This is a genomic window from Leisingera sp. JC1 (assembly GCF_001679925.1).
GTDB lineage: Bacteria > Pseudomonadota > Alphaproteobacteria > Rhodobacterales > Rhodobacteraceae > Leisingera.
Genome location: NZ_LYUZ01000125.1, coordinates 65,127 through 89,523 on the forward strand (window position 1 = coordinate 65,127; position 24,397 = coordinate 89,523).

Genomic DNA, 24,397 nt, shown 5'->3' on the forward strand with positions numbered 1-24,397 from the left:
TCTGCCTCATGCCTGGCCCTCCGGCCTTTTGGCCGGCAGACTAGGCAATTTGCGCGTGATTGGAAATCCGCCTTCTGCGTCTATCCGCGGCTCAGTCCCGAGACGCCATGAACAGTGCCAGCCGCGCCAGGCCTTCCTCGATATCCGCGGTCGAACGCGCGTAGGAGAACCGCAGCGTGGTGGCGCCGCGGACGGGATCGAAATCCAGCCCCGGTGTCACAGCAACGCCCGCCTTTTCAAGGATTTCCGCAGCAAAGCTGCGGCTGTCATCGGTCAGGTCCGAAACATCGGCATAGACATAAAACGCCCCGTCCGGCGGTGCGATCTTAGTGAAACCGGCCTTGGGCAGCCCGTCCAGCATCAGCTGGCGGTTCCTTGCGTAAACGGCGAGGTTATCCCGCATTTCATCTTCGCAATCGAGTGCCGCCAGGGCTGCTACCTGGCTGGCGTGCGGCGCGCAGATGAACATGTTCTGGGCAATGCGTTCGACCACCCGCACATGATCCTCCGGCACCACCATCCAGCCAACCCGCCAGCCGGTCATCGAAAAAAACTTGGAGAAGGAGTTGATGACATAACACTCGTCGGTCAACTCCAGCGCCGTGACCGCCTTCGCCTCATATTCCAGCCCGTGATAAATCTCGTCGGATATGAAGCTGGCGCCCTCGCCCTTTGCTGCATCAATCAGCGCGCCCATCGCCGCGCGGTCCAGCATGGTGCCGGTCGGGTTGGCGGGTGAAGCCACCATGAGACCCGACAGTTTCTGCCCTGCAATGTCCGCCGCGACCGGCTGCAGCCGGTTTTCCGGTGCCGTCTGGATGTCCACCGGCACCAGCCCCAGCGCCTTCAGGATCTGCCGGTAGGAGGGATAGCCCGGCGCGCCGATACCCACGCGGTCGCCGCTGTCAAAAAGCGCAGTGAAGCTGAGCAGAAAAGCGCCGGAGGAACCCGGCGTCACGATCACCCGTTCCGGGTTCAGATCGACGTTGTACCACTCGCCGTACAGCTGCGCGATCCGCTTGCGCAGGGCTGGCAAGCCCAAGGCAACAGTGTAGCCCAAGGCATTGTTTTCCAGCGCATTCCCCAGCGCCTTAAGCGCACCCGAGGGCGCCCCGGTCGAAGGCTGGCCCACCTCCATGTGGATGATATGGCGGCCTGCCTCCTCAGCCTTGCGGGCAGCCTCCATCACATCCATCACAATGAAGGGATCGACCTCGGACCGGGTTGAGTTTCGCATGCTAATCTCCCAATGTGCGCGCATGAGTTTTGACCGTTTCTTCCGGCTGGCGTCAATCCCGGCTCTTCTGGTTTGCGCGCTTGTCCAATTTGCGGCCGCGGCGCAGGCGGCGTCGATCTCGCTCCTGCGCGATCCGGACATTGAACATGGGCTGAACAGGCTGGCCGCCCCGGTTCTGCGCGCCGCGGGGCTGAACGCAAACCGGGTGCGCATCCTGCTGGTCAATGACAGTTCCTTCAACGCTTTCGTCCTGGATTCCCGGACGATTTTCGTGAATTACGGGCTGATCCTCAAGGTTACCTCGCCAGAGATGCTGCAGGCCGTGCTGGCCCATGAGGCCGCCCATATCACCAATGGCCATCTGTCGCGGCGGATGCAGAACCTGCGCTCGGCCAACAGCGCCGCGGGACTTGGTCTGGCACTGGCTGCGCTGGCTGCGGCGGCAGGCGGCGGGGATGCCGCAGCTGGTATTGCCATCGGCACCCAAAGCTCGGCCTTCCGCAGCTTCCTGGCCCACACACGGGCCGAAGAAAGCAGTGCCGACCGCTCTGCCGCCGAATACCTCAACCGTGCGGGCATCAGTCCGCAGGGGCTGGTCGATCTGCACCGGGCCTTTGCCGGCCAGGAAGTGCTGAGCGCCGGCAGCCAAGACCCATACACCCGGTCCCATCCCCTCAGCCGCGACCGCATGCGTGCCGCGCAAGCCTACCTTGCGGCCTATGGCGACAAGGGACAGACCGATGCGGAGGCGCAATACTGGTTTGCCCGTGTCCGCGGCAAACTGTCGGCTTTCACCCGGGCCCCGAAATGGACCCTGCGCCGGGTGCGCGAGGAACAGTACAAGGACGTCCGCCTGATGCGCGAGGCCGCGGCCTATCACCGGCAGAACAGCCTCAAGAAAGCATTGAATGCGATCAATGGCGCGCTGGCTGCGCGCCCCTCCGATCCTTTCTATCATGAACTGAAGGGGCAGATCCTGATCGAAAACCGCCAGTGGTCAGCCGCACTTGCCGCCTATGGCAAGGCGGTCAGCCTCGCCCCCAAGGACCCGCTGATCCTGACAGGCTACGGCCGCGCGCAACTGGCGGCGGGACAGCCCAAGGCGGCGCTCAAATCCATGGAACGTGCCCGCGCCATCGACTTCCGCAATACGGTGCTGCTGCGCGACATGTCACTGGCCTATGCCAAGACCGGGCAGAACGGCATGGCCGCCCTGGTCACCGCCGAACGCTATGCCCTGCAAGGGCGTCTGAATGATGCAGGCATTCACGCCAAACGGGCCGTGGCCCAGCTGCCAGCAGGATCCCCCGCCGCGCGGCGGGCAACCGATGTGCTGGTGGCCTATGAACAAGCTCAGAAGAGAAAGAGACGGAAATGACCCTTTTCACCCGCACCGCCACCGCCGCGGCCACTGCCATCGCCCTTTTGGGTGCCCCGGCGCAGGCTTTTGACATCAACGCGATGTCGGAGGCTGAGCGCGAGGCCTTTGGCAAGGAAGTTCGCAGCTACATTCTGGCAAATCCGGAACTGATCCTGGAGGCGGTTGACCTTCTGGAGCAGCGCCAGCAGCAGGCCGAAGCTGTGCGCGATGACGCGCTGGTCGCCGATAATCTGGAGGAACTGGTCAACGACGGCTATTCCTGGGTTGGCGGCAATCCCGAAGGCGACATCACCCTGGTCGAATTCATGGACTACCGCTGCGGCTACTGCCGGCGCGCCGCGCCTGAAGTGGCCAAGCTGCTGGAAAGCGATGGCAACATCCGCCTGGTGATCAAGGAATTCCCGATCCTGGGCGACGCCTCTGTGCTGTCGGCGCGCTTTGCCGTCGCCACCAAGCAGGTGGCGGGCGGCGACGCCTACAAGAATGTGCATGACGCGCTGATCGAGTTTGGCGGCGAGCCGAACGAGGTGGCGTTGCGCCGCCTGGCCGAAGGCTTGTCGCTGGATGCCGAGGCGATTTTCGCAAAGATGGACAGCGAGGAGGTGACTGCCGAGCTGCGCCAGACCCGGGCGCTGGCGCAAAAGATGGCGATCTCCGGCACCCCGACGTTTGTTCTGGGCACCGAACTCCTGCGCGGCTACCTGCCCGCCGATCAGATGGAGCTGATGGTGGCTGAGATCCGCGAGCAGCAGAGCTGAGATACAATCTGAACCGGTTGAACCGGGGCGCTGCCCCGGACCCCGGAGTAATTAGGTAAAGATGAAGGAGCGGAAGCTTACTCCGCCGCCTCTTGAGCCGCCTCGATCTGGGCGGCCTTTTTCTCGACCTCCTCAACGATGTGGTCGACCATCTGCTCGTTGGACATCTTGTGGCTGGCCTTGCCCGCCAGATAGACCATGCCGGAGCCCGCGCCGCCGCCGGTAAAGCCCACATCCGTCATAAGCGCCTCGCCCGGGCCGTTCACCACGCAGCCGATGATGCTGAGGCTCATCGGGGTATGGATATGGGCCAGCCGCTCCTCCAGCGTTTCCACCGTCCTGATCACGTCGAACCCCTGCCGCGCGCAGGACGGGCAGGAGATGATGTTGACGCCGCGGTGGCGCAGGCCGAGGGACTTGAGGATCTCGAAGCCCACCTTCACCTCCTCCACCGGGTCGGCAGAGAGGCTGACCCGCAGCGTGTCGCCGATGCCCATCCACAGCAGCTGGCCCAGGCCGATGGCGGATTTGATGGTGCCGGAGACAAAACCGCCAGCCTCGGTCACGCCAAGATGAATGGGCGCGTCGGTAGCTTCAGCCAGCTGCTGATAGGCGGCGGCGGTCATGAAGACGTCGGAGGCTTTCACCGAAATCTTGAATTCGTGGAAATCATGATCCTGCAGGATGCGGATATGGTCGAGACCGCTCTCCACCATTGCCTCCGGACAGGGCTCGCCGTACTTGTCCAGCAGATGCTTTTCCAGACTGCCGGCATTCACCCCGATGCGGATTGAGCAATTGTGGTCGCGCGCTGCCTTGATCACCTCGGCCACGCGCTTCTCGTCGCCGATGTTGCCCGGGTTGATGCGCAGGCAGGCTGCGCCGGCCTCGGCGGCCTCAATGCCGCGTTTGTAGTGGAAATGAATGTCGGCAACGATCGGCACCGGGCTTTCGCGCACAATTTCCTTCAACGCCTTGGAGGAGGCCTCATCCGGCACCGAGATCCGCACCAGATCGGCGCCTGCCTCTGCCGCGGCCTGGACCTGCGCGACCGTGGCTGCCACATCAGTGGTCAGCGTGTTGGTCATGGTCTGCACCGCAATCGGGGCGTCGCCGCCGACGGGCACGTTGCCTACATGGATCTGACGGCTTTTGCGGCGTTCGATATGGCGCCACGGGCGGATGTGATTGATCGACATTACGGCTGGTGTCCCGGCTGGATCCTGTTGGGGATTAGATACGTGCAGACGCCCGGCGCTGCAATGGCAGCACCGGGCGTTCGGCAAGAATTCCATTGGCAGGATTACTCGGAGGGTTGCTGGATCTCTGCCTGAAGTTGCGCCACCAGCGTCGCCAGCGCCTCGTTGCTGCCGTCCTGCAGATCCGCCAGTTCAAACCGGCCGGTGATCGCATCCATCGACAGCTCGACATTCTTGGTGACCTGACCGCGTTCGCCGACCGGGCCGAAATGCTGGCCGTTCACGGCAAAGTAAATTGCGCTGCTTTCACCGGTGCGCAGTTTCGGCGCATCCTCGGTCGCCGGCACCTGGAACCGCTGGCCCGCGTCCATGATGGTTTCCAGGATCACGCTGCCGTCCGCCGCGGTGACCTGCACCCAGGAAGGACGCACTGCAACCATTTCGACACCCGGCGTAACCGCGGCCAGAACCTGCGGCACCTGCGGTCCCTGCTCACCCTGCTGAAGCGGCCCGGCGCCGTCAAACGGCAGGCTGGCCTCCGCAAGGCTGACCGTGGGCACATCCGGCGCTGCAAAGTTGCCCAGCGTCGAAGGGTCAATGGTGGAGATCGGCGCATCGCGCGCCACCAGCACCGGCACATCCAGCGCCTGCGGGCGGTAAAGCCGGTCCAATGCCTCAGCCGCGGGATCCTGAGCGCCGTCGGCAACCTCCAGCACCGCGCTGCTCAGCGGGTCGAGATCCGCCAGCACTGCCGGGGTCTGATCCACCGGTGCAAACTGCACCTGCTGCACCTCTTTCAGGACGGCCCAGCCGCCATAGGTAATGCCGCCAATCAGGCCGGCCAGCACCATCAGCGAACCGACGGCGCGCAGCTCAATCTGGCTGAGGATACTGCTGGGCGCGGGAATGAACGGGGTATTCGGTGAGGCAAAGGCATCGCCGCCCAGCCCTTTAGACGCAACAACCGGCGCTTTGCCGGATTTGCTGCGGCTGGAGGCCTCGGCCGACATGCCGTGCGCCACGGAGAAGCCGCTTTCCTTGCAGAAATCCTGAAACGCCTGTTCGGCATCCATGTTCAGATAGCGCGCGTAGGAGCGCACATAGCCGGCGATGAAGCCCGGCGTGTCAAAAGCGGAAGGATCGGAGTTTTCGATGGCAGCGATATAGGAGGCCTTGATCCGCAGTTCGCGCTGGACGTCGAGCAGCGATTTGCCCATCGTCGCCCGCTCGCCGCGCATCACGTCGCCGAGCTTCAGCTCGAAATCGTCAAAACCCTTCGGCTCTGCCGTTCCGCCATGCTCATCTTGCTTGCGCTGGGTGAAGCGCCCGATCATGCCTGCCGTCCCATACTATGCCTGCCGCCATCGTTTCTGAACGGTGAAAGAATCACATCCGCGACTCAGATCCGTTGATTGATTAGCAACAGCGTAACACACTCAGTGTTAATTTACACTGATCAGTAAGTTACCCGGCAAGTTCGGCACGATTCAGCGCACAATGCGACCACAATGCGTCCATTGCATGGACCAGCGCGTCGATCTCCTTGGGTCCGTGCACCGGCGAGGGGGTGAAACGCAGGCGCTCGGTACCGCGCGGCACGGTGGGGAAGTTGATCGGCTGCACGTAGATGCCGTAGTCCTCCAGCAGGTGGTCGGACAGCACCTTGGTATGGACCGGATTGCCGACGATCACCGGCACGATGTGGCTGCCGTGATCGATGATCGGCAGACCCAGCCCTTTCAGTCTCAGTTTCAGCACCTTGGCCTGGTCCTGATGCTTGTCGCGCAGGTCCTGCGCACCCTTCAGATAGGCGACTGAGGCCGCTGCCCCGGCTGCCACGGCAGGTGCCAGCGAGGTGGTGAAGATAAAGCCTGGCGCATAGGAACGGATGGCGTCGCACATCTTGGCCGAAGCCGCGATATAGCCGCCCATCACGCCATAGGCCTTGGCCAGGGTGCCATTAATGATGTCGATGCGGTAGGCCAAGCGGTCGCGCTCCGTGACGCCGCCACCGCGGGGGCCGTACATGCCAACCGCGTGCACCTCGTCGATGTAGGTCAGCGCGCCGAATTCATCCGCCAGATCGCAAATCTCGGCAATCGGCCCGAAGTCGCCGTCCATCGAATAGACCGATTCGAAGGCGATCAGCTTGGGCGCCTTTGGGTCGTCGGCTTCCAGCAGTTCGCGCAGGTGGGCCACATCGTTGTGGCGGAAGATGCGCTTGGCGCCGCCATTGCGGCGCACGCCTTCGATCATGGAGGCGTGGTTCAGCGCGTCGGAATAGATGATCAGCCCCGGGAACAGCTTGGGCAGAGTGCTCAGCGTCGCGTCATTGGCGATATAGGCCGAGGTGAACAGCAGCGAAGCTTCCTTGCCGTGCAAGTCGGCCAGTTCGGCCTCCAGCTGCTTGTGATAAACCGTGGTGCCGGAGATGTTGCGGGTGCCGCCGGAGCCTGCGCCGGTTGCATCGATGGCGTCATGCATCGCATCCAGAACCAACGGGTTCTGGCCCATGCCCAGATAATCGTTGCCGCACCAGACGGTGATGTCCTGCTTGCTGCCATCAGGCCGGTTCCACACCGCATGCGGGAAATGGCCCTTCTTGCGCTCGATGTCGATGAAGGTCCGGTAACGGCCCTCTTCGTGAAGGCTGGCAATCGCTGCGTCCAGTTTCGCGGTATAGTCCACCGGCATCTCCATAGCTAAATGTGCTCCTGCGGAGCACGCGGGCTGTGTAAAGGGCACGGGTCTTCTGACGATTAGGCCACAATCACGTTCACGATTGGTTACCTGAGGCAGTCCCTTCGATCAACTGCATACGCGCCGCCAAGGGTGCGCAACATTGATGCAGGTCAAATAAAACTTAAACAAAGGCCGGGCAAGGACAGCTGCGGCCAACCTTTGGCCGTTTGCGTCGTATCTGTTTCCGGAAATTCCTAATAATGCGCAGGATCGGAAACCTCAGCAGCGGAAAATGCCAGGGATTTCCGGCCCTGAGGCCTCTGGCCCCTCCTCAATCACGCTGCTAGGGTCCGCGGCAAATCGGCCCGTTTCCCGGGCCTCCCCGGACAAACAGGAGAGCAAGAGATGGCACTGAATGACGTTCTGGACCGGATCGACGCAGAGCTGGACGCAGCCACCGAACGGCTGATGGAGCTGTTGCGGATCCAGTCCATTTCCACCGATCCGGCCTACAAGGCAGAGTGCGACAAGGCCGCCGACTGGCTGGTGGCAGATCTGAACTCCATCGGCATCAAGGCGGAAAAGCGCGTGACCCCGGGCCACCCGATGGTGGTCGGCCACGTGGGCGAGGAAAACACCGATGCGCCGCATGTGCTGTTTTATGGCCATTACGATGTGCAGCCGGTCGACCCGCTGAACCTCTGGAACACACCGCCGTTTGAGCCGCAGCTGGAGGATACCCCGAACGGCACCGTGATCCGCGGCCGCGGGTCTTCGGACGACAAGGGCCAGCTGATGACCTTTGTCGAGGCCTGCCGTGCCTGGAAGGCTGTCAACGGCTCCCTGCCCTGCCGCATCACCTTCTTCTTCGAGGGTGAAGAGGAAAGCGGCTCCCCCTCGCTGATCCCCTTCATGGAGGCCAACGCCGAGGAGCTGAAAGCCGATATCGCGCTGATCTGCGACACCTCCATGGTGTCGCGCGGGGTGCCGTCGATCTCCTCGCAGCTGCGCGGCATGCTGAAGGATGAGTTCACCCTCATCGGCCCCCGCATCGACCTGCACTCCGGCCATTACGGCGGCCCCGGCCTGAACCCCCTGCGTGAGCTCAGCCGCATCGTCGCCTCCTTCTATGACGAGGAAACCGGCAAGGTCGCCGTCGACGGCTTCTATGAAGGCGTGCATGAGGTGCCCGAGGACCAGCTGCGCCAGTGGGAAGGCTGCGGCTTTGACGAGAAGGACTATCTCGACAACGCCGGCTACACACAGGCGCATGGCGAAAAGAACCGCTCGGTGCTGGAACAGCAATGGGCGCGCCCGACGCTGGAGGTGAACGGCCTCTGGGGCGGCTACAACGGCGCCGGCTCCAAGACCGTGATCCCGTCAGAGGCGCATTGCAAGATCACCTGCCGCCTGGTGGGCGACATGGACCCGGACGCGCTGCGGGTGAAGATCCGCAACCATGTGGAGGCGCAGCTGAAACCCGACTGCAAGGTGGTCTGGGACAATGATCTCGAAGGCTCCAAGGCTTCGGTCATGGACATCACCCGCCCCGAATTCACCGCCGCCCGCGCCGCGCTGTCGGACGAGTGGCAGCGCGAAGCGGTGTTCTGCGGCATGGGCGGCTCGATCCCGATCGCGGGTTTCTTCAAGTCGATCCTGGGCATGGAATCGATGCTGGCAGGCTTTGCCAACGATGACGACGCCATTCACTCGCCAAACGAGAAATACGACCTGAAAAGCTTCCACAAGGGCATCCGCTCCTGGGCCCGCATACTGGACGCGCTGACGCAGAAGTAAAGACAGACGGGCGGAGGTTCTGCGGAGCCTCCACCCGCTCAAACGGTCACGATCTTGCAGGGGCGGAACCCCAGCCAGCGGGTGCTGAGGCCCGAGGACTTGATAGCCTTCTTTAAACGGTCCGAGAAAAACACGCGGCTGCTGACGCTGCGGTCCAGCCAAAGATCGAGTTCCCCGGCCGTCTCGGGATCCAATGCAATTTCATGGTCTCCGGCCATGGAGGGAAACCAAACTTTTCCAGTTCGGGCGGGCTCTAACCCGGTTGACTCTTCTGCCACCAGCGTCCGGCGGTCCTCCCGAATATGCATGAAGTACCAGCGTCTCGGGCGCAGGGTTTTCTGGTCGTACTCGTAAAGCGGCACCTCGTGGAACCGTGTGCGGCCCATGTTGAAGGTCCGCAAGAGGTCGTGCATTGTTCCAGAAACAATGACCAGCCCCTGGTGCCCCATGAACAAATCCGGGAGGTTGTCCTTTTTCTTGCTGGAGAGGTCCCGCAGCGCAAAGAAAATATAGGCTGGATATTCGTCAGTGTTGATTTCTGGTTCAATCCCATAGGCATAGCGACGTTGGAAGGCAACGCGCCACTTCAGATCGGCACCGGGAAAGAAGAAGTCTAAAGATTTGATATTCCCGGGAGAGCTGAGGAGCTGGGATTCCCAGATTTTTTGGTGCGGCACAGCGGCCTCCATCGCATACAGGCCTGAGACGAGAACTGTTTTCCCGGCTACCTCTGCCAGCCTCAAAACACAACCGTAAGCTGCTTCACTCTGACACGTTTCCAGCCACCCCGCCCCCCCTCGCAACATCCCGGAAACGCACACGGACGCCCTCCCGCCCGTCATCGGCGCTCTGATGAGCCCCTCTTCCCGTTGGGCCTGGCGCCGCCGCCGGCGGCGCGCGCCGTGCCTCCGCACGGCGCCGGGCCCAAGGCTTGCTGTGCGGCATCTTTGATGCCGCGCCAAGGCGCGGGAGACCTCCGCTTTCTCCCGAACGCAGCGGCAGGCTTGATCCGGCGCGCGGCTCTGGCTCCAATATGCTTGACGCCGCCGCCAAGGGAGAGACCCATGCCATCCTCTGAAAACACCGGCACCCTTCAGGTGAACGGCCAGGAAATCGCCTATTCCCTCCAAGGCAGCGGCCCGCCGCTTTTGCTGCTGCACGGTTTCCCCCAAACTAAAGAGATGTGGGAAGACTCCGCCCCGCTCCTCGCCCGACACTTCACCGTAGTGACAGCCGATCTGCGCGGCTATGGCGCCAGCTCCAAACCCGACGGCGTGGAAGCCATGAGCTTCCGCAACATGGCAGCCGACCAGCTGGCGCTGATGCAGGCACTGGGATATCCGCGCTTTCACCTCGCTGGCCACGACCGCGGCGGCCGCACCGCCCACCGGCTGGCGCTGGATGCGCCCGAAGCCGTCGCCAGCCTCACCGTGATGGACATCATCCCGACGCATCTGCTGCTGGATCAGCTTACACAGCAGGTCGCCCGCGCCTATTACCACTGGTTCTTCCTGGCCCAGCCCGCGCCGCTGCCGGAACGGATGATCGGCGCCGATCCGCAAGCCTATTTCGAAAGCTGCCTGCTGGGCTGGGGCGGTGCCTCGCTCTCAGATTTCCCGCCTGTCGCACTGGCCGCCTACCGCCGGGCCTGGGCGGACCCGGCCTGCGTCCATGCCATGTGCAACGATTACCGTGCCGCGATTGAGGTGGACTTCCACGACGACGCCCGCGATCTGGGCCGTCAGATCCACTGCCCCTCGCTGGTGCTTTACGGTGCAGATGGCGCCATGGCCCGGGCTTATAACGTTGCCGCCGCCTGGGAGCCGCACCTGCAGGACATGTCTGCGCGCAGCGTGCCTGGCGGGCATTTCTTCATCGACAGCGCCCCGGCCGAAACCGCTGCGGCAATGCTTGACTTCCTGACCCCGCTGCCGCCGCCCTGAAACTTCGCCCGGCTCCGCTCCGCGGCTTTGATGTTCGTTTTACGCACCCGGTTAAGACTTGCTTATCGCTCTTGCCCTAGCCTTGCGGAAGCAAGCATGCGGCCAGCAAACGGAGGCAGAAATGACACAAAGCAGGTTCAACCGCCCGCCAGGGTTCGAAGGCAACCAGACCGACCCGGAGGAAAGCTACCGCGCCGGTTACCAGCACGGCACAAGGGTGCTGCTGCGCTACCTGGAATCCAACCCCAAGCCCGACCTGGACCGGCTCAAGAAATGGGTGGATGCGGAGCTGACCGGCTGGCGTCACGATACCGAGGCAGCCCCGAACCCGCCGGCTATCTAACCGCTCTGCTTCAGCCGCAGACCGCTTGCCTGACCCGACTCCCGCGGTCAGGCTGGTGCCATGACACAATCGATTCTGACCGACGGCCCGCGACTGGCCGATTTCCTCGCCTTGGAAACCCAGGTCTGGGAGGCATTGGTTGCGGGTGACCCGGAGGCCGACGGCCGAATGCTGACAGAGGACTTCCTAGGCGTCTATCCCAGCGGCTTTTCCGGTAAGACAGGCCATTGCGACCAACTGAAAAACGGACCGGTGATGGCGGGCTACCGCCTCAGCGACGCACAACTGCGTATTATCAGCCCGGATTCCGTGCTGCTCAGCTACCGCGCGGCCTATCTGCCCGCTGGCACCACGGCATGGAAATCGATGCTGATTTCGTCTCTGTGGGAGAAACGCGCAGAAGGCTGGCGCAACAGCTTCAGCCAGGACACTCCCGAAGTCACAGCGGACCCGGAAAAACCACCGGAACACGGATGACAAACGCCAGGTGCGCATCCAATTTTTTCAACTGAGGAAGAAAGTGGCGCGGTTGACGGGGCTCGAACCCGCGACCCCCGGCGTGACAGGCCGGTACTCTAACCAACTGAGCTACAACCGCGCATGGGCCTTTCGGCTATGATCCCCATCCGGGGCGGACCCTGAGACGCCAGGGCGGCGGGCGAAAGTGGCGCGGTTGACGGGGCTCGAACCCGCGACCCCCGGCGTGACAGGCCGGTACTCTAACCAACTGAGCTACAACCGCATTTTCGCCTTGCGGCGGACCGTTTCCGATCCAGATCCCCTCCGGGGCGGTCCCTGTTCAGCCCCGGGACGGGGCGCAGCAGTGGCGCGGTTGACGGGGCTCGAACCCGCGACCCCCGGCGTGACAGGCCGGTACTCTAACCAACTGAGCTACAACCGCCCGCTGCACATTCAGGCATCGCTGCCGAATGTTGGGCTGTAATATTCTCCGCCCCGTGACCCGTCAAGCGGTGTTTTGCCTTTTTCAGAACTTTCCCGGAAAAAAATGCAACGCCCTGGCCAACGCACTGAATCTGAATAAAAAACACAGCCGCAACAGACATTTGCGCGGGTGCGTCACGAAACCTGGACAGGGGGAGGATGGTGGGTCGTGAGAGGCTCGAACTCCCGACATCTTCGGTGTAAACGAAGCGCTCTACCAACTGAGCTAACGACCCGTTGAGCGGGGATTTAGACAATGCCGCCGGACAGCGCAAGGGGGCATCGCAGATTTTTTTGCCAGCCCGGCCCGCTTATTCCATAACTGTTTCCATCCCGTTTTCCAGCACATAGACACAGCCCTGCCCGTTCGGCAGCGCCGCCATCCGGTCGCGGCTCAGCCCGCAGACAATGCCCCGCATCACCTGCCCCAAGAGCCCATGTGCCACCACCACCGACGGGCCGGTCAGCGACTGCATGAAATCCAGGATGCGGGCATGGAAACTGCCGTACCCCTCCCCGCCCGGCGCCTCGCAGAACAGGTCAAGGTTTCGCGGATTGGCGCCGTGGATATCCGGATATTCCGCAGCGACCTCCCCCAGCGTCATCCCCTGAAAGGCCCCGGCATAGGCCTCTGCCAGCCGCCCATCGGTCACAAAGGGCGCTCCGCCAAGGGCGATATCGGCGGTTTGCTGCGCCCGCCCCMGAGGCGAGGCATAACAGGCCGGGTTCTCTGCCATCACCGGCGCCATCAGCACGGCTTGGCGGCGGGCGTGCTCCACCCCCAGGGCTGTCAGCGGTGATTCCAGTTGCCCCTGGATGCGGCGCTCTGCATTCCACGCGGTCTGCCCGTGCCGCAGCAGCCAGATTTTCGGAAACTGCATGATATGCCCCCTGCCCGGTTTTGTTTCAGGCAAAGTGGTAACGCCGCATAAGCACCAGCGAAACCCCGGAAAAGCAAAAGGCGCTCAACCTTTTCAGGGAGCGCCTTTGGAAAATGATGGTGGGTGATAAGAGATTTGAACTCCTGACATCTTCGATGTGAACGAAGCGCTCTACCACTGAGCTAATCACCCGTGAGGCAGGCTTTTAACTGTCCGGTGCAGGCTCCGCAAGAGGGTCATTGGCAGATTTTTGCGCTTCCCGCGCATTTTCTTCAGCGGCGCTGTCTTCGGCTTTCCCGAGGTCAAATGGAGGGTGCAGCCGGCCAAAGGGACTGAGGTTCAGCCCCGCGCCCCTCCTGTCGCCATGAACCGGTCAGCAGGACGGCAGCGCGTCGCGTTGTATCATAGTCCGCAATGTGAAGCTGGACCGGGTGTTGCGGATACCGGGCACCCGCATCAGCCGGTTCTCAAGGAAACGGTCGAAATCCGGCAGGTCCTCCGCCACCACCCGCAAGAGGATGTCCCGCGTGCCGGTCATCAGGTAGCACTCCATCACCTGGTCGAACTTGCGCACTGCCGTCTCAAAAGCCTGCAGCGCATCGGTGGACTGCCGCTCCAGTTCCACCGCCACGAAAATCGTGACCGGCAGCCCCAGCTTAGCCTGATCCACCCGCGCCGAATAGCCCGCGATCACACCGCTGGCTTCCAGGTTTGCAACCCTTCGGGCGCAGGGCGTCGGGGACAGGCCGATCATCTCCGACAGTTCGGAAATCTTCAGCCGCCCGTTGCGCTGAAGCGCGGCGACAATCTTGCGGTCAATCGAATCCATGGAGCTTTCCTCTAACCTGACCACCAATTATGGCGGCTATCGCCAAAAGTTACAGCCCCAAGAGCTCTTTTTGGTGAAAACCGGCGTTTGCGCGCTGGTATTATCGGAAAAAGTTTTGGAGGAGCCATCCAGATGACAGTGACCGCCGTTGCGTCCAGCACCCACGAAGAGATTTACCGCGTAGAGGAGCCCTCTGTTGGCCTCCTGGGCTTTATCGCTGTGCATTCCACCCAGCTGGGCCCGGCGGCCGGCGGGCTGCGCATGCGTCCCTATGCCTGCGAAGACGAAGCCCTGACCGACGTCAAGCGCCTCAGCGAGGGCATGACCTACAAGAATGCTGCGGCAGGGCTGACCCTGGGCGGCGGCAAGGCGGTGATCATCGGCGATCCGGCCAAGGACAAATCGCCAGAGCTGCTGAGCGCCTTTGCCCGAGCCATCGAGGGCCTCGACGGCCGCTACATCACTGCCGAGGACATGGGCATGAGCCCCGCCGACATGGCGGTCCTGGCGGAGGAAACCCGCTTCGTGGCCGGTCTGGCCGACGGCGAGTTCGCCAGCGGCGACCCCTCGCCGATCACCGCGCGCGGCATCTTCAACGCAATCCGAACCACCCGTGCCCACAAGCACGGCAGCCGCGATCTGGACGGCGTCACCGTGTCGGTGCAGGGCCTGGGCCACGTCGGCTGGTACCTCTGCCAGTTCCTGCACGAGGCAGGCGCCAAGCTGGTGGTCACCGACATCGACGAGTCCCGTGTCGAGCAGGCAATTGCCGAATTCGGTGCTAAGGCGGTGCCGCTGGCAGAGATCTATAGCGCCGAGGCAGACGTTTTTGCCCCCTGCGCCATCGGCGGCATCCTGAACGCTGAAACCATCCCGCAGCTTAAGGCGGACACCGTGGCAGGCGGCGCCAACAACCAGCTGGCCACGGCAGAGGACGGCGCGGCGCTGCACGCCCGCGGCATCCTCTATGCGCCCGATTTCGTGGCCAATGGCGGCGGCATCATCAACGTCGCGACCGAGATCCAGAAGATCAAGGACCGCGAGGGCTTTGTTACCGAGAAGCTGCAGGCGCTGGATGAAACCATGGCGGCGATCCTGACCCAGGCCAAGGCGGCGGACGTCAGCCCAGCAGAAATGGCAATTGCCACGGTGCAAACCAAAATGGAACAGGCCAGCAAAGCCGCCTGAGCTTTTCTGACAGCAGCGCTGCGGGTGCACTCCCGCCTCCACAAGGCGCCCGGCCTATGGCCAGCCGCCATCCGGATTTTGGGCCCGGCGGCCTGCCCTGATCGGGCAGGCCGCGCGCCGCACCCGGGGTGCGGCGCCACGCCCAACGGCTGTGGCGGCGCTGAAAGCGCTGCCAGAAGCGGGCGGGAGCACCTGCCTCTCGTTCGCAACCGCCCAGAACAATATGCCCCGGCAAGAAGGGCCAGAACGGAAGAGAAAACTGAAAAGGGCGGCCCCCTCGGACCGCCCTTTCCTTTAATCTTATTGCCGGATCAGCGGATCAGTGCGCTGTTGCGCCTGCCCCCTCGCCGGAGCCTTTCAGCGCCGCCTTGGCAGCTGCGGCTTCCTCCGCCTCCTCATCCCACTCGATGGGCTCGGGCTTGGAGACCAGCGCGTGCTCCAGAACCTCGGACACATGGGACACCGGGATGATCTCCAGCCCTTCCTTCACATTGTCCGGGATCTCCGGCAGGTCCTTTTCGTTCTCCTGCGGGATCAGCACCGTCTTGATACCGCCGCGCAGCGCCGCCAGCAGCTTCTCCTTGAGACCGCCAATGGCGCTGGCATTGCCGCGCAGCGTGACCTCGCCGGTCATCGCAATATCCTTGCGCACCGGAATGCCGGTCAGCACCGACACAATCGCGGTCACCATAGCCAGGCCGGCGCTCGGGCCGTCCTTCGGCGTTGCGCCGTCCGGCACGTGCACGTGGATATCCAGCCGGTCGAACTGGGGCGGCTTGACGCCGATCTGCGGGCTGACCGAGCGCACATAGCTCGACGCCGCCTCGATCGATTCCTTCATCACATCGCCCAGCTTGCCGGTGGTCTTCATCCGGCCCTTGCCCGGCAGCCGCAGCGCCTCGATCGACAGCAGTTCACCCCCAACAGAGGTATAGGCGAGACCGGTGACAACACCCACCTGGTCCTCCAGCTCTGCCAGGCCATAGCGGTACTTTTTGACGCCCAGGAAATCATCCAGATTTTCCGCCGTCACAGTCACGCTTTCGGCCTCTTTCTTGACGATCTTGGTCAGCGACTTGCGCGCCACCTTGGCGATTTCGCGCTCCAGGTTCCGCACGCCCGCCTCGCGGGTGTAGGTGCGGATCATCTCGGTCACCGCATCATCGGTCAGCTCGAACTCCTTGGCCTTCAGGCCATGGTTCTTCACCTGCTTGGAAATCAGGTGCTGCTTGGCGATCTCGCGCTTTTCGTCCTCGGTGTAGCCCGAGAGCGGAATGATCTCCATCCGGTCCAGCAGCGGCCCGGGCATGTTGTAGCTGTTCGAGGTGGTCAGGAACATCACGTTCGAGAGGTCATATTCCACCTCCAGGTAGTGATCCATGAAAGTGTTGTTCTGTTCCGGATCCAGCACCTCCAGCATAGCGCTCGCCGGGTCGCCGCGGAAATCCTGGCCCATCTTGTCGATTTCATCGAGCAGGATCAGCGGGTTGGTGGTCTTGGCCTTCTTCAGCGCCTGGATGATCTTGCCGGGCATAGAGCCGATGTAGGTGCGGCGGTGGCCGCGGATCTCAGACTCGTCGCGCACGCCGCCCAGCGAAATGCGGATGAACTCGCGGCCGGTCGCCTTGGCCACGGATTTACCCAGCGAGGTTTTGCCCACGCCCGGAGGGCCGACGAGACACAGGATCGGTCCCTTCAGCTTGGCCGAGCGCTGCTGCACTGCCAGGTATTCGACGATCCGCTCCTTGACCTTCTCCAAGCCATAGTGATCCGCATCGAGGATCTCCTGCGCGCGGTTCAGGTCTTTCTTGACGCGGGACTTGTTGCCCCACGGGATCGACAGCATCCAGTCGAGGTAGTTGCGCACCACGGTGGCTTCCGCCGACATCGGCGACATGTTCTTGAGCTTCTTCAGCTCAGCATCGGCCTTCTCGCGCGCCTCTTTCGACAGTTTGGTGGCGGCGATTTTCTCTTCCAGCTCGGCGATTTCGCCTGCACCTTCCTCGCCGTCGCCCAGTTCCTTCTGAATGGCCTTCATCTGCTCATTCAGATAGTACTCGCGCTGGGTCTTCTCCATCTGGGATTTGACGCGGGTCTTGATCTTCTTCTCGACCTGCAGGACCGACATTTCGCCCTGCATCAGGCCATAGACCTTCTCCAGCCGCTCGCTGACAGAGAGCGTCTCCAAGAGTTCCTGCTTGCGGTCAACCTCGATGCCCAGGTGACCCGCCACCAGGTCGGCCAGCTTGGCCGGCTCCGCGGTTTCACCAACGGCAGACAGCGCCTCTTCGGGGATGTTCTTGCGGACTTTGGCGTACCGCTCGAACTCGTCGCCCACGGTGCGCACCAGCGCCTCGGTGGTGGTGACGTCACCCGGGATCTCGCTCAGTTCCTCGGCCTTGGCCTCGAAGAAGTTGTCGTTTTCCAGGAATTCGGTGATCTTCACCCGGCTCTGCCCCTCGACCAGCACTTTGACGGTGCCATCAGGCAGTTTCAGCAGCTGCAGCACATTGGCCAGCACGCCGACGGTGTAGATGCTATCGGTTTCGGGATCGTCCTCGGAAGGGTCGATCTGGCTCGACAGCAGGATCTGCTTGTCGTCGGCCATCACCTCTTCCAGGGCGCGCACCGATTTTTCCCGGCCCACGAACAGCGGCACAATCATGTGGGGGAACACCACGATGTCGCGCAGCGGCAGGACTGGGTAGGAGGAATTGAGTGGCTCTTGCATACTCGGTCCTTTGGTTAGGCAAGACGGCCCGGCCCCGGTATTGGCAGCTTTGGCCCGTCTCCTCATTGGATGTCTTTACTTGGTGGGGCGGCTCTGTGTTTTCAACCGCGCATCCTCAAGGCTGGGGCTCACCTTGCCCGCTGCGCGCCGGGACCACAAGGGCGCAAATGCAGGAAGGGTGAGCAAATGATGAAGGCCTTGCGGGGCTCCCCTGTGGATAACTCCGCAAGGGCCTGTCAGCGCCGCAACAGCGTGATCAAACCGCGCTCCAGCCGCCCGCCCGGGCCGGTTTCGCGGTAGGTTCCGCTCATCCGGCCCTGATCGACCAAAAACAACCGGATGTCCTGCCGCAGCGCCTCTCCGGTGCCGCTGTCACGCTCTGCCAGCAGGTTCAGCCGCAGCAGCTGATCCGCGCCGCAGGGCAGCGCGCCCAGCGCCAATTCATCCAGGAAAACTTCAGCGCCGTCAGCCAGATCGCCACGGCCGACGCTTTCGGCCCTGAGGCCGGTTCCAGGCTTCAAGTACGCCCGATCCTCGACCCCGATGGGCAGAAACCCCAAGGCGGCGGAATCCGCCACCAGCCGCCCGTTGCGGAATCCCAGCCGCAACACGTCACCGGTGCGTTGCGGCAGCGGCACCATTTCGATGCGCCCGCCAGTGTTCAGCGAGATTTCACCCGGCCCCTTCTGCACGATCCATTGCCCGCGCAATGCCTGCGAGCCGCCCTTGATCAAATCGTCAATGGAGATACGGCAGCCATCCAGCGGCGGCGCCTTGAAGAAGCTTGAGGCCTCCGCCAGGGATCCGGGCGCTGTGTTGCTCTGTGCAGTTTGCGCCTCGGCCACCGGAGCACCGCCCAGCAGGGCGGCCATAACCAGCGCACGCAACAATGTCATCGCCATCCTCCGCATTTTGGCGGCAGGATAGCGGAGAAGGTCTTCATAACAGGTGAACGCGGGCGCATGGCCCGCTATCGGCGGCCGGGCGTGTTCTGCCCGGCCGCAAGCCCTTAATCTAAACGTTAGAGGGCTACTCGGCCGCCACCTGCTCCAGCACCGGGTAGTCGGTAAAGCCTTCGTCCCCGCCGCCGTAGAAGGTTTCCGGATTGCCTTCGTTCAGCGGCGCGTCTGCTGCCAGCCGGTCCACCAGATCCGGGTTTGAAATGAAGGGGCGTCCGAAGGCCACGAGGCCGACTTCGCCGGATGCCGTCCGCGCCAGTGCAGTTTCGCGGTCATAGCCATTGTTGGCCATATAGGTGCCGGTGTAGAGCTTGCGCAGGGTCTCGAAATCGCCTGTACGGGCACCGCCGGTTTCCCCTTCAACCATATGCAAATAGGCCAGGCCATAGCTGTTCAGGCGCTGGATCAGCGGCGTATAAAGGCCGACGGGATCGCTGTCGGACACATCGTTGAAGGTGGCGAAAGGCGACAGACGCAATCCGACGCGATCGGCCTGCCAAACTGTCAGCAGCCCGTCCAGAACCTCGAACACAATCCGGGCGCGGTTTTCCGGCGATCCGCCATAGGCATCGGTGCGGGTGTTCACCCCGTCCTTCAGGAACTGCTCCAGCAGGTAGCCGTTGGCCGCATGCAGCTCGACCCCGTCGAACCCCGCGTCCTTGGCGTATTTCGCTGCCTGCACATAGTCGGCGATGACCCTCTGGATGCCATCTGCGCTCAGCGCCTCCGGCTGAGCCGTCGGCACGAAGCCTTCATGGGTGAAGGTCTGAGCCTCAGCCGCGGCATCGGTGGAGGACACGGCTTTGGTGCCTTCGGGCAGCAGCGAGTCATGCGTGATCCGCCCGACATGCCACAGCTGAATGACGATCTTGCCGCCCTTCGCATGGACCGCATCGGTGACCTTGCGCCAGGCTGCGGCCTGGGCCGCCGTGTGAATGCCCGGGGTCTGGATATACCCCTTCGCTTCGGGGCTGATCTGGCTGCCCTCGGTGATGACCAGGCCGGCGCCCGCCCGCTGGGCATAATATTCCGCATGCCGGTCCAGCACTTCTCCGGTTCGGTCGTCAGCCCGGTTGCGGGTCAGCGGCGCCATAACGATGCGGTTTTTCAGCTCGATTGCACCAGCAGTGCTGGCGGAAAACAATTCTTGGCTCACGGGGATTTCCCTCCGGTCAAAGTTTCCAGCAACAGGAATGTTGCCGGAAAGACCTGAGCATTCCGCCCCGCGCGTTCAAGCAGGGGCCAACCAGAACTGCTGCTCACCTGCGCACAGCAGACTGTTCAATTGCGCGGCTTTACAGCCGCTCAATATCGCCCTGTGCGCGGATGTCGTGGAAATCCTTCTGCCAGACCTCAAACGTGCCAGTGGCAATCGCCTCCCGCATACCCCCCATGATCTCCTGGAAATAATGCAGGTTGTGCCAGGTCAGCAGCATCCCCGAAATCATCTCGTTGGAGCGGAACACATGGTGCAGATAGGCGCGGGAGTAGTTCGCACAGGCCGGGCAGGAACAGTGCTCATCCAGCGGCCGCGGGTCGTCCTGGTGGCGCGCGTTCTTGATGTTCACCACGCCGTAGCGGGTGAAGGCCTGCCCGGTGCGGCCCGACCGCGACGGCAGCACGCAGTCCATCATGTCGATACCGCGGGCGACAGCGCCGACGATGTCGTCGGGCTTGCCTACGCCCATCAGATAGCGCGGCTTGTCTTCGGGCAGGAAACCGGGGGCATAATCCAGGCAATCGAACATCGCCTCCTGCCCCTCGCCCACCGCCAGGCCGCCCACCGCGTAACCTTCGAATCCGATCTTCTTCAGCGCCTCGGCGCTTTCCTCGCGCAGGTCCGGTTCCAGCCCGCCCTGCATGATCCCGAACAGCGCATGGCCGGGCCGGTCGCCGAACGCCTCGCGGCTCCGCTCCGCCCAGCGCATCGACAGCCGCATCGACTCGGCGATCCGGTCCCGCTCCGCAGGCAGCGCCGGGCATTCGTCGAAGCACATCACGATGTCGGCCCCCAGCAGCCGCTGGATCTCCATCGACCGTTCCGGCGTCAGCTCATGCTTGGAGCCGTCCACATGGCTCTTGAAGGTCACGCCCTTCTCGGTGAGCTTCCTGAGCCCCGCCAGCGACATAACCTGGAAACCGCCGCTGTCGGTCAGAATCGGGCGCTCCCAGTTCATGAACTTGTGCAAGCCCCCCAGCCGGTCGATCCGCTCCGCCGTCGGGCGCAGCATCAGGTGGTAGGTATTGCCCAGCAGAATATCGGCCCCGGTCGCGCGAACGCTTTCCGGCATCATCGCCTTGACGGTTGCGGCAGTGCCAACCGGCATGAAGGCAGGCGTGCGGATCTCGCCGCGCGGGGTATTAATGATACCTGTGCGCGCTTTGCCGTCGGTTGCCTTCAGTTCGAAGTTGAAAAGCTCTGCCATCTCGTATTCCTGCCGTTACACTCAAACCGGCATCCCGGTGATTCACCCCTAATGCCAAGGAGCCAAGCCCATGTCCACAGCCGACCCTGCACCGCAATTGAAACTCGGCTGGGAGGAATGGGTCAGCCTGCCGGACCTCGGCCTGCCCGCCCTGCGCGTCAAGGTCGACACCGGCGCCCGCACCTCATCGCTGCACGCCACCGGGATCGAAACATTCGGGCCCGCAAACGCCCCCAAGGTGCGCTTCATGGTGCATCCCATTCCCGGCCAGTATGATCTGGAAATCCCCTGTTCCGCCCTGATCAAGGACCGGCGCGAGGTCACCTCCTCCAACGGCGAAAGCGAAATGCGCTTTGTGATCGAGACGCCGATGGAGATCGCAGGACAGTCCTGGCCGGTGGAACTGACGCTGACCGACCGGCGCGGCATGGCCAAGCACATGCTGCTGGGCCGCCAGGCGCTGACCGAGAACGTGACCGTGGTTCCGGGCGAGCGCATGTGCCAGCCCGCACTGGACTATTCCGTCTACACCTCCGCCAATATCCGCAAATCCGCCCCCAAACGCGCCCTGCGCATCGCCGTTCTCAGCCGCGAGGACAATTACTCCACCCGCCGCCTGGTCGAGGAGGGCGAAAGCCGCGGCCACACGGTGGAGGTGATCAACACCACCCGCTGCTACATGGCTCTGAACGCGCTGGCGCCGGAAATCCACTACGACGGCAAGCGCCTGCCCCGCTATGACGCGGTGATCCCGCGCATTGGCGCCTCCGTCACCCAATACGGCACCGCACTGCTGCGCCAGTTCGAAACGCTGGGCACCTACTGCGTCAACGGGTCCGAGGGCATCACCGCCAGCCGCGACAAGCTGCACGCGCACCAGATCCTGGCCCGCCACAAGATCGGCATGCCCGCAACCGCATTCGCCGCTTCGCCAAAGGACACCGGAAGCCTGATCCAGATCGTCGGCGGCGCGCCCCTGATCGTGAAGCTGCTGGAAAGCACCCAGGGCAAGGGCGTGGTGCTGGCCGAAACCAAGAAAGCCGCCGAAAGCGTCATCACCGCATTCCGCGGGCTCAAGGCCAACTTCCTGGTGCAGCAGTTCGTAAAGGAAGCTGCCGGCGTGGACATCCGATGTCTGGTGGTCGGCTCCAAGGTGGTGGCCTCGATGAAACGCTCCGGGGCTGAGGGCGACTTCCGCTCCAACCTGCACCTGGGCGGCAGCGCCGAGGCGGTCCGCATCAGCAAGGAGGAGCGCACCACCGCCGTGCGCGCGGCCCGCGCCTTTGGTCTTAACGTGGCGGGCGTCGACCTGTTGCGTTCTGAGACCGGCCCCAAGGTGCTGGAAGTGAACTCTTCCCCCGGGCTGGAAGGGATCGAGAAGACCTCCGCCAAGAACATCGCGGGCCTGATCTACGCCGAGATCGAGAACCGGGTCCGCCCGGCGCCGCTGCGGCGGCTGAAGCCCACCAGCAACTGACCTGTGCTGGCAGGCCTGTCCGGGCTTGCCAGCCTGCGCCGCGACGCGTCATATACGCCGGAAACCCTTGAAACCGCCGCGGCAAACACCCATTTGTATACCATTGCACACAAAGGGGCCTGTCATTGAACAAGGCCAAGACCCCCGGCGCAGAGCCCCTGCCCGGCGCGCCGCCGGAACCGGCTGCGTTTGCAGCCTCTGCGGCCCCTGCTGATCCATCAAAGGAATTTTACATGAACGAAGACCTAATCCTCGAACTCCTGTCCGGCAACCTGCTGTATCTGCTGGGCGCCGTGCTGCTGGTCATCATTGTCCTGAAAGGCATCAAGATCGTGCCGCAGTCGGAAAAATACGTGGTCGAACGCTTCGGCCGCCTGCACTCGGTGCTTGGCCCGGGCATCAACTTCATCGTGCCCTTCCTAGACGTCGCCCGCCACAAGATCTCGATCCTAGAACGCCAGCTCCCGAACGCCACCCAGGACGCAATCACCAAGGACAACGTGCTGGTGCAGATCGACACCTCGGTGTTCTACCGCATTCTTGAGCCGGAAAAGACAGTCTACCGGATCCGCGACGTCGACGGCGCCATCGCCACCACCGTGGCCGGCATCGTGCGCGCCGAGATCGGCAAGATGGACCTGGATGAGGTGCAGTCGAACCGGGCCCAGCTGATCTCCCGCATCCAGGAAAGCGTCGAAAGCGCGGTGGACGACTGGGGCATCGAAGTGACCCGCGCCGAGATCCTGGACGTGAACCTGGATCAGGCCACCCGCGATGCGATGCTGCAGCAGCTGAACGCCGAACGCGCCCGCCGCGCCGAGGTGACCAAGGCCGAGGGCCAGAAACGCGCCGTTGAGCTGCAGGCCGACGCAGAGCTGTACGCGGCTGAACAAACCGCCAAGGCCCGCCGCATCCAGGCTGAGGCCGAGGCCTATGCGACTGAAGTGGTGGCCAAGGCGATTGCTGAAAACGGGCTGGAGGCTGCGCAGTACCAGGTCGCCCTGAAGCAGGTGGAGTCCCTGACTGCGCTTGGCAAAGGCGAAGGCAAGCAGACCATCGTGGTTCCCGCCCATGCGCTAGAGGCCTTTGGCAATGCCTTCAGCTTGCTGAAAGGAGGCAAGTGATGGACGCCCCCTTTTGGGCCTTGTGGTGGGTTTGGGGCGCCGGCGCGCTGGTGCTGGCCATCCTCGAGGTGCTGGCACCGGGCTTTGTCTTCCTGGGATTTGCCATCGGCGCCGCCGCGGTGGCACTGCTGCTGCTGGCCGGCGCCGGCATCACCCTGCCGCCGCTGCTCCTGATCTTCGCCGCCCTGTCGCTGGCGGCCTGGCTGGTGATGCGCAAGCTCTTCGCCCTGCCCAAGGGCCAAGTGAAGACCTTCAACCACGATATCAACGACTGATCCTTTGGCCGGAGCCCTCCCGGGCTCCAGTCCTGTCATGGTTTTGCATTCCTGCCTTCATCCGGCGCATTCGTTTCTCAGACAGCGTCTTGCTGCCCCGTCTGCCCGAACCGGATGCCAGCGCGTTTCTCTTCAACATCTCCAAGCCCGGCCGCTCCCATGACCTGACAAGGCACACTGGGTGTCCGGAAAGCATCCAGCTCTTGCTTGCAGCCTTTCACAAGT

21 protein-coding genes and 5 tRNA genes are annotated in these 24,397 nt (G+C 63.1%); 10 read left to right on the forward strand and 16 right to left on the reverse strand.

Annotated elements, in window-relative coordinates:
- Positions 1–91 precede the first annotated feature (91 nt).
- Positions 92–1,237, reverse strand: coding sequence for a pyridoxal phosphate-dependent aminotransferase (locus A9D60_RS20515; protein WP_065269313.1), 1,146 nt, complete (start codon positions 1,235–1,237; stop codon positions 92–94).
- On the opposite strand from A9D60_RS20515, the gene A9D60_RS20520 reads away from it, so the two are divergent.
- Positions 1,236–2,615, forward strand: a complete 1,380-nt coding sequence (locus tag A9D60_RS20520; RefSeq protein ID WP_065269314.1) for a M48 family metalloprotease — start codon at positions 1,236–1,238, stop codon at positions 2,613–2,615. The two genes, A9D60_RS20515 and A9D60_RS20520, sit on opposite strands and share 2 nt — an antisense overlap.
- A complete protein-coding gene (locus A9D60_RS20525) occupies positions 2,612–3,376 on the forward strand; it encodes a DsbA family protein (protein WP_065269315.1) in 765 nt (254 codons plus the stop codon). Before A9D60_RS20520 ends, A9D60_RS20525 begins: the two co-directional genes overlap by 4 nt.
- 77 nt (positions 3,377–3,453) lie before the next feature.
- Here A9D60_RS20525 and ispG read toward each other — a convergent pair whose 3' ends face one another.
- From ispG to hemA, 3 genes are all read right to left on the reverse strand, one after another.
- Complete coding sequence (gene ispG / locus A9D60_RS20530; protein WP_065269316.1) at positions 3,454–4,575, reverse strand: flavodoxin-dependent (E)-4-hydroxy-3-methylbut-2-enyl-diphosphate synthase; 1,122 nt, start codon at positions 4,573–4,575, stop codon at positions 3,454–3,456.
- Positions 4,576–4,679: 104 nt separating this feature from the next.
- A complete protein-coding gene (locus tag A9D60_RS20535; protein WP_065269317.1) occupies positions 4,680–5,909 on the reverse strand; it encodes a helix-turn-helix domain-containing protein in 1,230 nt (409 codons plus the stop codon).
- Between the two features lie 130 nt (positions 5,910–6,039).
- The gene (gene hemA / locus A9D60_RS20540; RefSeq protein ID WP_217492080.1) at positions 6,040–7,275 is read right to left on the reverse strand and encodes a 5-aminolevulinate synthase; all 1,236 of its coding nucleotides are present in this window, start codon (positions 7,273–7,275) and stop codon (positions 6,040–6,042) included.
- A gap of 387 nt (positions 7,276–7,662) precedes the next feature.
- Between hemA and A9D60_RS20545 the strand changes: the two genes are divergently transcribed.
- Positions 7,663–9,054 carry a M20/M25/M40 family metallo-hydrolase gene (locus A9D60_RS20545; protein ID WP_065269318.1) on the forward strand — a complete coding sequence of 464 codons (1,392 nt, stop codon included), beginning with the start codon at positions 7,663–7,665 and terminating at the stop codon, positions 9,052–9,054.
- Between the two features lie 38 nt (positions 9,055–9,092).
- Here the strand turns inward: A9D60_RS20545 and A9D60_RS20550 are convergent, their stop codons facing one another.
- Positions 9,093–9,743: an imm11 family protein gene (locus A9D60_RS20550; protein ID WP_141117993.1), complete on the reverse strand. Its 651-nt coding sequence runs from the start codon at positions 9,741–9,743 to the stop codon at positions 9,093–9,095.
- A gap of 375 nt (positions 9,744–10,118) precedes the next feature.
- On the opposite strand from A9D60_RS20550, the gene A9D60_RS20555 reads away from it, so the two are divergent.
- From A9D60_RS20555 to A9D60_RS20565, 3 genes are all read left to right on the forward strand, one after another.
- On the forward strand, positions 10,119–10,997 hold the full coding sequence (locus A9D60_RS20555) for an alpha/beta fold hydrolase (protein ID WP_065269320.1): 879 nt from the start codon (positions 10,119–10,121) through the stop codon (positions 10,995–10,997).
- Between the two features lie 121 nt (positions 10,998–11,118).
- Positions 11,119–11,340, forward strand: a complete 222-nt coding sequence (locus tag A9D60_RS20560; protein ID WP_019296794.1) for a hypothetical protein — start codon at positions 11,119–11,121, stop codon at positions 11,338–11,340.
- Positions 11,341–11,400: 60 nt separating this feature from the next.
- Positions 11,401–11,817: a nuclear transport factor 2 family protein gene (locus A9D60_RS20565; protein ID WP_065269321.1), complete on the forward strand. Its 417-nt coding sequence runs from the start codon at positions 11,401–11,403 to the stop codon at positions 11,815–11,817.
- Positions 11,818–11,861: 44 nt separating this feature from the next.
- Here A9D60_RS20565 and A9D60_RS20570 read toward each other — a convergent pair.
- From A9D60_RS20570 to A9D60_RS20600, 7 genes are all read right to left on the reverse strand, one after another.
- A tRNA-Asp gene (locus tag A9D60_RS20570) sits at positions 11,862–11,938 on the reverse strand.
- A gap of 67 nt (positions 11,939–12,005) precedes the next feature.
- A tRNA-Asp gene (locus tag A9D60_RS20575) sits at positions 12,006–12,082 on the reverse strand.
- A gap of 82 nt (positions 12,083–12,164) precedes the next feature.
- Positions 12,165–12,241 (reverse strand) — tRNA-Asp (locus A9D60_RS20580).
- A 201-nt stretch (positions 12,242–12,442) separates the two neighbouring features.
- Positions 12,443–12,518 (reverse strand) — tRNA-Val (locus A9D60_RS20585).
- A gap of 75 nt (positions 12,519–12,593) precedes the next feature.
- Complete coding sequence (locus A9D60_RS20590) at positions 12,594–13,163, reverse strand: histidine phosphatase family protein (RefSeq protein WP_065269322.1); 570 nt, start codon at positions 13,161–13,163, stop codon at positions 12,594–12,596.
- A 117-nt stretch (positions 13,164–13,280) separates the two neighbouring features.
- Positions 13,281–13,355 (reverse strand) — tRNA-Val (locus A9D60_RS20595).
- 181 nt (positions 13,356–13,536) lie between these two features.
- Positions 13,537–13,992: an Lrp/AsnC family transcriptional regulator gene (locus A9D60_RS20600; protein WP_065269323.1), complete on the reverse strand. Its 456-nt coding sequence runs from the start codon at positions 13,990–13,992 to the stop codon at positions 13,537–13,539.
- Between the two features lie 132 nt (positions 13,993–14,124).
- Here A9D60_RS20600 and A9D60_RS20605 point away from each other — a divergent pair, with 132 nt between their 5' ends.
- On the forward strand, positions 14,125–15,180 hold the full coding sequence (locus A9D60_RS20605; RefSeq protein ID WP_065269324.1) for a Glu/Leu/Phe/Val family dehydrogenase: 1,056 nt from the start codon (positions 14,125–14,127) through the stop codon (positions 15,178–15,180).
- A gap of 319 nt (positions 15,181–15,499) precedes the next feature.
- Here A9D60_RS20605 and lon read toward each other — a convergent pair whose 3' ends face one another.
- From lon to tgt, 4 genes are all read right to left on the reverse strand, one after another.
- Entirely contained in the window at positions 15,500–17,911 is a 2,412-nt protein-coding gene (gene lon, locus A9D60_RS20610; RefSeq protein WP_065269325.1) for an endopeptidase La, read from the reverse strand.
- A 236-nt stretch (positions 17,912–18,147) separates the two neighbouring features.
- Positions 18,148–18,807, reverse strand: a complete 660-nt coding sequence (locus A9D60_RS20615; RefSeq protein WP_065269433.1) for a hypothetical protein — start codon at positions 18,805–18,807, stop codon at positions 18,148–18,150.
- 133 nt (positions 18,808–18,940) lie between these two features.
- Positions 18,941–20,026 (reverse strand): alkene reductase, encoded by a 1,086-nt coding sequence (locus A9D60_RS20620; RefSeq protein WP_065269326.1) that lies wholly within the window; start codon positions 20,024–20,026, stop codon positions 18,941–18,943.
- 139 nt (positions 20,027–20,165) lie between these two features.
- On the reverse strand, positions 20,166–21,296 hold the full coding sequence (gene tgt / locus A9D60_RS20625) for a tRNA guanosine(34) transglycosylase Tgt (protein ID WP_065269327.1): 1,131 nt from the start codon (positions 21,294–21,296) through the stop codon (positions 20,166–20,168).
- A gap of 70 nt (positions 21,297–21,366) precedes the next feature.
- On the opposite strand from tgt, the gene rimK reads away from it, so the two are divergent.
- From rimK to A9D60_RS20640, 3 genes are all read left to right on the forward strand, one after another.
- Entirely contained in the window at positions 21,367–22,773 is a 1,407-nt protein-coding gene (rimK, locus tag A9D60_RS20630; RefSeq protein WP_065269328.1) for a 30S ribosomal protein S6--L-glutamate ligase, read from the forward strand.
- A 233-nt stretch (positions 22,774–23,006) separates the two neighbouring features.
- Positions 23,007–23,897, forward strand: a complete 891-nt coding sequence (locus tag A9D60_RS20635) for an SPFH domain-containing protein (protein WP_039179938.1) — start codon at positions 23,007–23,009, stop codon at positions 23,895–23,897.
- Complete coding sequence (locus A9D60_RS20640; RefSeq protein WP_065269329.1) at positions 23,897–24,172, forward strand: NfeD family protein; 276 nt, start codon at positions 23,897–23,899, stop codon at positions 24,170–24,172. Before A9D60_RS20635 ends, A9D60_RS20640 begins: the two co-directional genes overlap by 1 nt.
- The last annotated feature ends 225 nt before the right edge of the window (positions 24,173–24,397 follow it).